Source organism: Pseudomonas sp. rhizo66, assembly GCF_031931925.1.
In the GTDB taxonomy this organism is placed as follows: Bacteria; Pseudomonadota; Gammaproteobacteria; order Pseudomonadales; family Pseudomonadaceae; genus Aquipseudomonas.
Genome location: NZ_JAUJWZ010000040.1, coordinates 1 through 11,108, shown reverse-complemented (window position 1 = coordinate 11,108; position 11,108 = coordinate 1). Strand labels below are relative to the sequence as shown.

The window sequence follows — 11,108 nt, the reverse complement described above, 5'->3', positions numbered from 1 at the left end:
GGATCTTTCAGATCGCCGTATTCATCACAAACAACACGGTCAGTCCCCTCTCCCTCTGGGAGAGGGTTAGGGTGAGGGCAAATGCACCTGACACCCAACCCGCATCAGTCACACCACAAAACCACTCACCGCGGCTTGGCCAACTCCATAATCATCCGCGACAACAGATAAATCCGCGGCGCCACACTCGCCACTTCGGCGTACTCCTCCGGCGTGTGAATATTGCCGCCAACAATCCCGAAGCCATCCAGCGTCGGCGTGCCAACCCCGGCCGACAAACTCGCATCCGCCGCACCGCCACTGCCCTCCTCCGTCAACTTGCGGCCAATCTCGCCATAAATCCCCTGGGCCATGGCCATCAGGCGATCCGACTCGGGCGTCTGCGGCATTGGTGGCAAGCCGCGCTGCAACGAAGTCTTCACTTCCGTCTCAGCAATCAGCTTGTCCTGCGACACCCGCGCCAGATCTTTCTCGATCCGGTCGAATTCCTCCGGCACCGCCGCGCGCACATCAGCCTTGGCCGTGGCTTGATCGGGGATCACGTTGGTGCGATCACCGGCCTTGAGCACGGTGAAGTTGATGGTGGTTTTCTTTGCCTCATCGCCGAGTTTGCCCAGTTGCAGAATCTGGTGTGCGGCTTCCATCGCGGCATTGCGTCCCAGTTCCGGGGCGACGCCCGCGTGTGCGGCTTTGCCCTTGACCTCGACCAGCGCCGTCGCGCTGCCCTTGCGCCACACCACCAGTCCATCGGCCGGGCGGCCCGGCTCAAGGTTGAGGGTTACGTCGTGCTGTTTCGCGGTTTTCTTGATCAGGTCGGTGGCGACGTCCGACCCGGTTTCTTCGCTGGCGTCGAGCAGGAAGGTGATTTGCGCGTAGTCCTTGAAGTCGAGGTTTTTCAGGACTTTCAGCGCATAGATCCCGGCGACGATGCCGCCCTTGTCATCCATCACCCCGGGCCCGTAAGCGCGGCCATCCTTGATGTGGAACGGCCGCTCAGCCGCCGAACCTTCCTTGAACACCGTGTCCATGTGCGCCATCAGGAGGATTTTCGCCTTTCCGGTGCCCTTCAGCGTCGCGAGTACATGGTTGGATTTTTCCGGTGTGTTCGGAACCAGTTCGATGCTGGCGCCGAGTTTTTTCAGCTCATCGATGGCGATGTCGCTGACTTGCTTGAGGCCGGGCTCATAGCCGGAACCGGAGTCGATATTGACCAGCCGCTCCAGCAGTTTCAGCGCTTCTGGCTGGTATTGCTCGGCATCGGCGAGTACTTGTTTATGCGGTTCGGCGAAGGCGTGGGCAGTGGAGAAGGCGAGAGACAGGCCGAGGCTCGCGGCCAGCAGGGAGCGAGAAAATGAGCACGTCATAAAGCCTTCCTTGTTTCGCGTCGGGGGGACTTGAACCGTACCCGACATCGGCGCGCGGCTCTACACCGAATGCGACATCTCCCTGACCACCACCGAACGCGTGTAGGAGCTGCCGAAGGCTGCGATCTTTTGATTTTGATTTAGAAAAAACAAAGTCAAAAGATCGCAGCCTTCGGCAGCTCCTACAGGGGATGTGTGGTGTAGCGGTCAGACCGAATCCAGCAACGTCTGCCGCGGCTTGTCATCGCAATTGCAGATCACCCGGTTACGCCCGCTCGCCTTGGCCTCGTACAACGCCTGATCGGCATCATTGAGCCAGCGTGTTGCGTCGGCATGCGCCGGATCGTACGCCGCCAGGCCAATACTCAAGCTAACCTTCAACGCCGGATTCTGCTCATAACCCAGAATCGCAAAGCGTTCACGCAACGCTTCCATCGCCTGCGCGGCATTGAACAGCGGCAGATCCGGCAAAATCACGCAAAACTCATCACCGCCATAACGCCCGGCAACGTCTGTCGCCCGCAGGTTTTGTTTAAGCAATTTGCTCAACTGACGCAACACGATGTCGCCCGCAACATGGCCATAGGTGTCGTTGATCGCTTTGAAGTGATCGATGTCGATCAGCGCAATTGCCGCGCCCAGCTTCTGTCGCTTGCAGCGCTGAAAAGCGATCTCCAGTTGATCTTTCCAGGCGCCATGATTGAGCAGCCCGGTGAGGCTGTCGGTGCGGCTCAGGGCGAGCAATTCGCGTTTATGCCGACCCAGGGTGTAGGCCTGGCGAAAGCAGATCCAGCCCAGCGCCAATGGGTACAGCAGCAGTAACGGGAAACAGGCATACATCTGCGCCGGCGTGGTTTGCGGAACGAATGCCGGAGCAAAGACCACCAGCCCGACGCCAACCCCGAGCAACTGCGCCGCCCAGCCTGCCAGTAGAAAGCGTGAACCACCGATAGCGACGTTGTTCATCGCCATCATCGAAATGGTCGTCGCCGTGGGCAGCGGATTGAAATGCATGGCGGCAAGCCAAAAGCCGCCGAAAAAGGCGTCGATCAACAGATTGCGGTGTTCAGCGTGGTAGGGAACCCGGGCGCGGCGTGCCCATTGAAACGCCAGATGCGGCCAGACGAGGCCGTTGAAGAACATCAGTGCCCAGACCCACAGCGGCGGATCCAGCGCATACATCGCAACGGCTACACACAACAGCCCCAGCAACAGCCCGAGGACTCGCGACGTATAAAGCCTCCTGGCCAATGAAAGTCCCTTTCCTCCCGAATTTCCCATAAGGACCTCGATCACGCACACCGCAGGACGGATGTGTTGGGAGTCTAACAGGGAGACGTTAAATAGCCATCACCGGCCAGCGGGCTGAATAGAGCGACATCAGGGCCGCGCACAGTGCAAATATTTGGCTATACATGAAAGGAGCAAAATGGAAAAACAACTATAAAAAGGAGGCCCATGCACATCTATAAAGTGTTGATCATCGGCAGTGGTTTCGGCGGTCAATGTGCTGCGGTCAACCTGCTCAAGGCCGGGATCGACGATTTTCGCCTGCTGGAACGACGGGACTTCTTTGGCGGCACCTGGTGCCAGAACACCTACCCCGGCGCCGCAGTGGACGTGCCGTCGCCGCTGTATTCGCTGTCGTTCGCGCCGTACCGCTGGTCGCAGATGTTCGCTGGACAAGCTGAGCTGCAGCGCTACACCGAGCATGTCATCGAGCAGTTCGGTTTACGTGACCGCGTGGAACTGGAGGCCAATGTCGAGCGCGTCGAATGGGACGACACGGAAAAACGCTGGGCCGTGCACACCGGCAGCAAAGGCACCTTTTATACGCAGTTCCTGATCAATGCCACCGGGCCATTGAGCCAACCGGTCATCCCACACTTTCCCGGCCAGGATCGCTTTCAAGGCAAGACTTTTCATACAAACAATTGGGATCACAGCTACGACTACCGGGGTAAACGCGTGGCCATCGTCGGCAGCGGCGCCAGCGCGGTGCAGGTGATTCCGGCGATTGCGCCGCAGGTCGAGCAATTGCACGTGTTTCAGCGCACACCACATTGGGTGCTGCCCCGCGCCGATCGTCAGTTCGGGCCGTTGCAACGCTGGCTGCTCGGCCGCAAACCCGCCTACAAACTGTTGCGCTGGCTGATCTACTGGCAATTCGAAACCCGGGTCATCGCCTTCAAATACTCGAAAACGGCGATTCACATGGTCCAGCAGCACGCCCTGCGTTTTCTCAAACGTCAGGTGCCGGACCCGATGCTGCGGGAAAAACTCACCCCGGACTTCACCATCGGCTGCAAGCGGGTACTGGTGTCCAGCACCTATTACCCGGCGCTGAGTCGCGCCAACGTCACCTTGCACACCCGCGAGCAAGGCATCGCTTCCATCGACGAAACCGGCATCAACACCGAGGACGGTCAGCACATCGACGTTGATCTGATCGTCTGGTCGACTGGTTACGACGCCACCGACGGGGTGATTTCCTACCCGGTCAGCGGAAAAAACGCCGTGCAACTCAGAGATGTCTGGGCGCAATACCCGCGCGCCTATCTGGGCACCAGCCTGCCGGACTTTCCCAACCTGTTTATCGTCACCGGCCCCAACACCGGCATCGGTCACACCTCGGCGCTGTTCATCATCGAGTCGCAGATGAACTACATCCTCGACTGCATTCGCACCGTGCAGGCCAAAGGCCTGCGCAGCATCGAAGTGCGCCCCGAAGCGGAACGTACCTACACTGAGATGATTCATCGGGAAATGCAGCGCACAGTGTGGAAGTCCGGCGGCTGCCACAGTTGGTATCAAAGCAAGAGCGGTCATGTGATCGCGATGTTTCCCGGCTTCAGTTTCAGCTATCACCGCTTGACCCGGGCGCTGAAACCGGCCGACCACATTCTGTCCTGAACACGTAAAAGGAAGACGTCGATGCTTTTGCTGTTTGTCGCCCTCGCGGTTTTCGTGGCCTGGAGCTGGTTGAGTTATCCGGCGGTCGGTCATTGGCTGTACGACCTGAACATGGCCATCGAGGCCAAGTTATACAAATTGCACAAGATCGAAGTGCCGATCGCCGAGATGAGCGTCTCGACCTGGCAAGGCGGGCCGTATGAAGCGGCCAGCGCGATTCTGATGCTGCACGGCTACAGCGCCGACAAGAACCTGTGGCTGCGTTTTTCCCGGCACTTCGTGCGCCAGTATCGGGTGATCATTCCGGATCTGGCTGGTCACGGTGAAACCGGCTTCAAGGCCGGCGGCGGCTACGACATCCCGCTGCAGGCCAAACGCATGATCCAGTTGCTCGACGTTTGCGGTGTGGAGAAAGTCCATGTGATCGGTAACTCGATGGGCGGCTACATCGCTGCGTGGCTGGCGGCGACGTATCCGGAGCGGATCGCCTCGGTGGCGCTGATCGACCCGGCGGGCGTCACTGCACCGGAGGTCAGCGACATGGAGCGGCATCTGGCGCGCGGGCATAACCCGTTTCTGATCAATTCCCGGGAAGAGTTTCGCCAGTTTTATGCAATGACCATGGAATCGCCGCCGTGGGTACCGAATCTAGTGCTGGACGCCATCGCCCAGCGCTACGAGCAACAACGCGATGAACTGGAAGAGATCTTCCGCGATTTTCGCGCCAGCCCGCCGATGGAGCCGAAACTGCCCGACATCAAATGCCCGGCGCTGTTGCTCTGGGGGCGCAAGGATCGGCTGATCGATGTCAGCAGCGTGCCGGTGTGGAGCAAGGGCATCGCCAATTTGCGCGTGGATGTCTGGGATCACGTCGGGCACATGCCGATGGTTGAACAGCCGGGGAATACTGCGCGCCTGTATCGGGAATTCCTCGGAAGCCAGAAATGACACTCAACACATCCTGTGTAGGAGCTGCCGAAGGCTGCGATCTTTTGATTCTGCTTGTAAAAAACAAGATCAAAAGATCGCAGCCTCGTTTCACTCGACAGCTCCTACAAAGTGACGAGGTCTGAGGTGTAGATGAATATTCTTTATGACGAACGCCTCGACGGTCCGTTGCCGCAGGTGAACAAGGCTGAGTTGCTCAAAGACCTGCAGCGCGCGCTGCCAGACCTCGACATTTTGTGGCGCGAGGACGAACTCAAACCCTACGAATGCGACGGCCTCTCCGCCTACCGAACCACGCCGATGCTGGTCGCCCTGCCCCGTCGACTCGAGCAAGTGCAAACCCTGCTCAAACTTTGCCATCAGAAGAACGTCCCGGTGGTCGCCCGTGGTGCCGGCACCGGGTTGTCCGGCGGCGCCTTGCCGCTGGAACAGGGCCTGCTGCTGGTGATGGCGCGCTTCAACAATATCCTGCACATCGACCCCGCTGCCCGTACTGCACGGGTTCAGCCGGGGGTGCGCAATCTGGCGATCTCTCAGGCAGCGGAGCCCTTCGGCCTGTATTACGCGCCGGATCCATCCTCGCAGATCGCCTGTTCGATTGGCGGCAACGTCGCCGAAAACGCTGGCGGCGTGCATTGCCTCAAGTACGGATTGACCGTGCACAACCTGCTGAAAATCGAAGTGCTGACCATCGAAGGCGAACGCCTGACCCTGGGTTCGGATGCCCTCGACTCAGCGGGTTTCGATCTGCTCGCGTTGTTCACCGGCTCCGAAGGCTTGCTGGGGATCATCACCGAAGTCACGGTCAAACTGCTGCCCAAACCGCAGGTCGCGAAAGTCCTGCTGGCCAGTTTCGATTCCGTGGAAAAGGCTGGTCGCGCGGTCGCCGAAATCATCGCGGCGGGGATCATTCCCGGCGGCCTGGAGATGATGGACAACCTCGCCATTCGCGCCGCTGAAGACTTTATCCACGCCGGTTACCCAGTGGACGCCGAGGCGATTCTGCTGTGCGAACTCGATGGCGTCGAAGCTGACGTCCACGACGATTGCCAGCGGGTGCGCGAGGTCATGACCGCCGCGGGCGCCACCGAAGTACGTCAGGCCCGCGACGAAGCCGAACGCGTGCGCTTCTGGGCCGGACGCAAAAATGCCTTTCCGGCCATCGGACGTTTGTCGCCCGATTACTACTGCATGGACGGCACCATCCCGCGCCGCGAATTGCCCGGTGTCCTGCAAGGCATCGCCCGTCTCGGCGAAGAATACGGTTTGCGCGTGGCCAACGTATTCCATGCCGGCGACGGCAACATGCACCCGCTGATTCTGTTCGATGCCAATCAACCGGGCGAACTGCACCGCGCTGAAGCCTTGGGCGGCAAGATCCTCGAACTGTGCGTGCAGGTTGGCGGCAGCATCACCGGTGAACACGGCGTCGGCCGCGAGAAAATCAACCAGATGTGCGCGCAGTTCAACAACGATGAGTTGAGTCTGTTTCATGCAGTAAAAGCCGCGTTCGACCCTAAAGGCCTGCTCAACCCCGGCAAGAACATTCCAACCCTGCACCGCTGCGCCGAATTCGGCGCCATGCATATTCACGCCGGGCAATTGCCATTCCCCGAACTGGAGCGTTTCTGATGGCCGATGTCGACGCCGCCAGCGCCCTGCTCGAACAGGTCAACGAGGCCCGGGTGAATGCCACGCCGCTGAAGATTCAGGGTGGCAACAGCAAAGCGTTCCTCGGCCGCGAGGTGGCCGGTGAAGTGCTCGATACCCGCGCCCACTGCGGCATCGTCCGTTATGAACCGACCGAACTGGTGATCACGGCGCGTGCCGGCACGCCGTTGTCCGAGCTGCTGGCGGTGCTGGATGCTGCCGGACAGATGTTGCCGTGCGAGCCGCCGGGGTTCGGCGAAGGCGCGACGGTGGGCGGCATGATCGCCACCGGTTTGTCCGGGCCACGACGACCGTGGTCTGGCTCCGTGCGCGACTTTGTCCTCGGCACGCGAGTCATCACCGGCCTCGGTCAGCACCTGCGTTTCGGCGGCGAAGTGATGAAAAATGTCGCCGGTTATGACCTGTCGCGGTTGATGGCCGGCAGTTACGGCTGCCTCGGAGTACTCACCGAAGTCTCGCTGAAAGTGCTGCCGAAACCACGCCAGTGCCTGAGCATCCGCCTCGACATGGAGTGCGCGCGGGCGCTGGCCAATCTGGCCGAGTGGGGTCAACAACCGCTGCCGATCAGCGCCGCATGCCACGATGGCCAGAGCCTGTATCTGCGTCTTGAGGGCGGCGAAGGTTCGGTGACGGCGGCGCATCAACGCCTGGGTGGCGATCCGCTGGACTCGCAGTTCTGGCGTGATCTGAATGAGCAGCGGCTGGCGTTTTTCGATGAAGGCCGGCCGTTGTGGCGCCTGTCACTGCCGAACAATCTCGGCCCGCTGGATCTGCCCGGCGAGCAGTTGATCGACTGGGCTGGCGCGCAACGCTGGCTGAAATCCGACGCGGCGCACATCCACATTCTCGCGCAGGAACTGGGCGGCCACGCCACCTGTTTCAGCCATGGCGCCAGCGATTCGCCGTTCCAGCCATTGCCCGCGACACTGCTGCGCTATCACCGGCAACTCAAGGCGCAACTCGACCCGCAAGGGCTGTTCAACCCCGGGCGGATGTACGCGGAGTTCTAGTCATGCAAACCACCCTCAGCGAACAGTCACGACAACTGCCCCGCGCCGCCGAGGCGGAGAAGATCCTCCGTACCTGCGTACATTGTGGTTTCTGCAACGCGACTTGCCCGACCTATCAGTTGCTCGGCGATGAACTCGATGGCCCGCGCGGGCGCATCTACCTGATCAAACAAGTGCTCGAAGGCGCGCCGGCGACGGCGCAGACGCAACTGCATCTGGACCGCTGCCTGTCGTGCCGCAACTGCGAAACCACCTGCCCGTCCGGCGTCGACTATCACAATCTGCTCGACATTGGCCGTGCAGTAGTCGATCACGCGGTGCCTCGCCCGGCGGCGCAACGCCTGTTGCGTGAGGGGTTGCGGGCGTTGGCGCCGAATCCTGGGTTGTTCAAAGGCTTGCTGCGGATGGGCGCGACGTTTCGCCCGCTGCTGCCGCGAATACTGGAAAGTAAAATGCCGCAGCATCTAGCGCCTTCCGGTTTGCGCCCTGCCCCGCGTCATGCCCGGCGAGTGTTGTTGCTGGAAGGCTGTGTGCAACCGGGGTTGTCGCCGAACACCAATGACGCCGCCGCGCGGGTGCTGGATCGCTTGGGCATCAGTGTCACGCCAGTGGCTGAGGCCGGTTGTTGCGGCGCGCTGGATTATCACCTCGACGCCCAGGCCAAAGGCCTCGACCGCGCCCGGCAGAACATTGATGCCTGGTGGCCGCACCTGCAAAATGGCGCCGAAGCGATTGTGCAGACCGCCAGCGGTTGCGGCGCATTCATCAAGGATTACGGGCATTTGCTGGAAAGGGATCCGGTTTATGCAGCCAAGGCCCGGGAAATCAGCGAGCGGACCGTGGATCTGGTGCAGATACTCGATCGGGAACCGCTGGAACAGATCTGCGCCGCCACTGAACGGCGGATTGCCGTGCATTGCCCGTGCACCCTGCAGCACGCGTTGAAACTGGGCGGCGCGGTGGAAGCCGTGCTGACTCGCCTCGGCTTCAATCTCACCGCCGTGCCTGACGGCCATTTGTGCTGCGGCTCGGCGGGCACCTATTCGCTGACGCAACCGGTGCTGGCCCGACAACTGCGCGACAACCGCCTCAATGCGCTGGAAAGCGGCCGCCCTGAGTTGATCGTCACCTCCAACGTCGGCTGTCAGAGCCATCTGGGCAGCGCCGGGCGCACGCCCGTGATGCACTGGATCGAACTGGTGGATCAGTCGTTGGCAGAATGAAGTTCGTAGGATTCTTCGTTTGCCCGCGTGCGAGAAGGCTGCGATCTTTTCCCTCATCCATTCCGTGACCGTGGCAGGAATTTTTTTCATGACCGTGCAGCCGTTCGTCAGCCCCGACCTGATTCGCCAACGCTTCTCCAAAGCGATGTCCGACATGTACCGCGAAGAAGTGCCGCTGTACGGCGCGCTGATGCAACTGGTGGAGCAGACCAATCGCGAGGTACTTGCACGTCAGCCTGACATCGCCCGACAGCTCAACAATACCGGTGAAATCGAACGCCTGGACATGGAGCGCCATGGTGCCATTCGCGTCGGCACCGCGACGGAACTGGCCACCCTCGCCCGCTTGTTTGCAGTGATGGGCATGCAACCGGTGGGTTATTACGACCTGACCCCGGCGGGCGTGCCGGTGCATTCCACAGCGTTTCGCGCAGTGCATGAACAGGCGCTGCAAGTCAGCCCGTTTCGGGTGTTCACCTCGTTGTTGCGCCTGGAATTGATTGAAGATCCGCAGCTGCGCGCCTTTGCCGAATCCGTGCTGGCCCAGCGTTCGATCTTTACCCCTGAGGCACTACGCCTGATCGCGCAAGCTGAAACCGCAGGCGGTTTGAATGAAAGCGAAGCCGAGGCATTCGTCCAGCAGGCACTGGAAACTTTTCGCTGGCATCACAGCGCTACGGTCAGCGCTGCGCAATATCAGACGTTAAGCGCCCAACATCGCTTGATCGCCGATGTGGTGGCGTTCAAAGGCCCGCACATCAATCACCTGACGCCGCGCACATTGGACATCGACAGCGTCCAGGAACAGATGCCGGCCCATGGCATCACCCCGAAAGCGGTCATCGAAGGCCCGCCACGCCGGCAATGCCCGATCCTCTTGCGCCAGACCAGTTTCAAGGCGCTGGACGAGCCGATCGCCTTCACCGATCAGAACCAGACCCGTGGTAGCCACAGCGCGCGATTCGGCGAAATCGAACAACGCGGCGCGGCACTCACCCCCAAAGGCCGGGCGCTATATGACCGTTTGCTGAATGCCGCACGCGATGAACTCGGCGACTTCCCCAACGAGGCCAACGCCGCACGCTACAACGCGCTGATGGCTCAACACTTTGGCGAATTTCCTGACACTGTCGAGGGCATGCGTGAACAAGGGTTGGCGTACTTTCGCTATTTCGCCACGGAAAAAGGTCTGGCTGCTGGAGGGCTTGGGCAGTCGTCTCTGGAGGACTTGTTGCGCGGTGGTTATGTGAAAGCTGAGCCATTGGTGTACGAAGATTTTCTGCCGGTGAGTGCGGCGGGGATTTTTCAATCGAACCTTGGTGACGCGGCGCAGGTGCATTACGGCGAGCACTCCAATCGCCAGGCCTTCGAGCAGGCGCTGGGGCGCGCGACCATTGATGAGTTGGGGTTGTATGCCGCGACGCAGCAGCGTTCGATCGATGAGTGCCTCACACAACTTGCGCGTTGAAAAATCAAAAGATCGCAGCCTGCGGCAGCGCCTACAGGGGAAATGCATTCCAAATGTAGGAGCTGCCGCAGGCTGCGATCTTTTGATCTAAAAGCTTTAAACAGCCGCCTCGACCAAATGAAGGCATCTGGCCATTGTGCGCAAGAAGTTGCGCACTTGTTTTGCAAAAAATCCTGATGAAACCGCTGAGAGCTACGTCGTACAAGGCCTGTAGCCAAGTGCGCAAGAAGTTGCGCAGTACTGCGCAACTTCTTGCGCACTTTTGCTTTGGATGGCCGCTCTATTTCGCGCATCGGCGCAAAAAACCGGCTGAACACCCCGGCCCGCATAGCCGCCACAATTGTTGGCACGCTCCTTGATAACAGTCAGGCACCCACCGGGCGATTTCGCCTCCCGGGCACCTTAAATTATTCCGCAAGGAGAGCACCCCATGGCAACACCAGCGTACATGTCGGTTACCGGCGAAAAACAAGGCCTGATCACTGCAGGCGCGTTCACCGCTGACTCCGTA

The 11,108-nt window shown here is 60.4% G+C and carries 8 protein-coding genes and 1 pseudogene; 7 read left to right on the top strand and 2 right to left on the bottom strand.

From position 1 onward, the window contains the following. Positions 1 to 125: 125 nt before the first annotated feature. Both QZR14_RS27795 and QZR14_RS27790 read right to left on the bottom strand, forming a co-directional pair. A complete protein-coding gene (locus QZR14_RS27795) occupies positions 126 to 1,364 on the bottom strand; it encodes a M20/M25/M40 family metallo-hydrolase (RefSeq protein ID WP_311998299.1) in 1,239 nt (412 codons plus the stop codon). A 207-nt stretch (positions 1,365 to 1,571) separates the two neighbouring features. Next, positions 1,572 to 2,645 carry a diguanylate cyclase gene (locus QZR14_RS27790; protein ID WP_311998298.1) on the bottom strand — a complete coding sequence of 358 codons (1,074 nt, stop codon included), beginning with the start codon at positions 2,643 to 2,645 and terminating at the stop codon, positions 1,572 to 1,574. 177 nt (positions 2,646 to 2,822) lie between these two features. Here QZR14_RS27790 and QZR14_RS27785 point away from each other — a divergent pair, with 177 nt between their 5' ends. From QZR14_RS27785 to QZR14_RS27755, 7 genes and pseudogenes are all read left to right on the top strand, one after another. Further along, positions 2,823 to 4,277 (top strand): flavin-containing monooxygenase, encoded by a 1,455-nt coding sequence (locus QZR14_RS27785; protein WP_311998297.1) that lies wholly within the window; start codon positions 2,823 to 2,825, stop codon positions 4,275 to 4,277. A 21-nt stretch (positions 4,278 to 4,298) separates the two neighbouring features. Then, positions 4,299 to 5,225: an alpha/beta fold hydrolase gene (locus QZR14_RS27780; RefSeq protein ID WP_250606822.1), complete on the top strand. Its 927-nt coding sequence runs from the start codon at positions 4,299 to 4,301 to the stop codon at positions 5,223 to 5,225. Between the two features lie 132 nt (positions 5,226 to 5,357). Next, complete coding sequence (gene glcD / locus QZR14_RS27775; RefSeq protein ID WP_311998296.1) at positions 5,358 to 6,857, top strand: glycolate oxidase subunit GlcD; 1,500 nt, start codon at positions 5,358 to 5,360, stop codon at positions 6,855 to 6,857. After that, positions 6,857 to 7,906: a glycolate oxidase subunit GlcE gene (glcE, locus tag QZR14_RS27770; RefSeq protein WP_311998295.1), complete on the top strand. Its 1,050-nt coding sequence runs from the start codon at positions 6,857 to 6,859 to the stop codon at positions 7,904 to 7,906. Before glcD ends, glcE begins: the two co-directional genes overlap by 1 nt. Positions 7,907 to 7,908: 2 nt before the next feature. Further along, on the top strand, positions 7,909 to 9,129 hold the full coding sequence (gene glcF / locus QZR14_RS27765; RefSeq protein WP_311998294.1) for a glycolate oxidase subunit GlcF: 1,221 nt from the start codon (positions 7,909 to 7,911) through the stop codon (positions 9,127 to 9,129). Positions 9,130 to 9,217: 88 nt separating this feature from the next. Then, on the top strand, positions 9,218 to 10,597 hold the full coding sequence (gene hglS, locus QZR14_RS27760; protein ID WP_311998293.1) for a 2-oxoadipate dioxygenase/decarboxylase HglS: 1,380 nt from the start codon (positions 9,218 to 9,220) through the stop codon (positions 10,595 to 10,597). Positions 10,598 to 11,027: 430 nt separating this feature from the next. Further along, positions 11,028 to 11,108: pseudogene (locus QZR14_RS27755) on the top strand (Hcp family type VI secretion system effector); the annotation flags it as partial.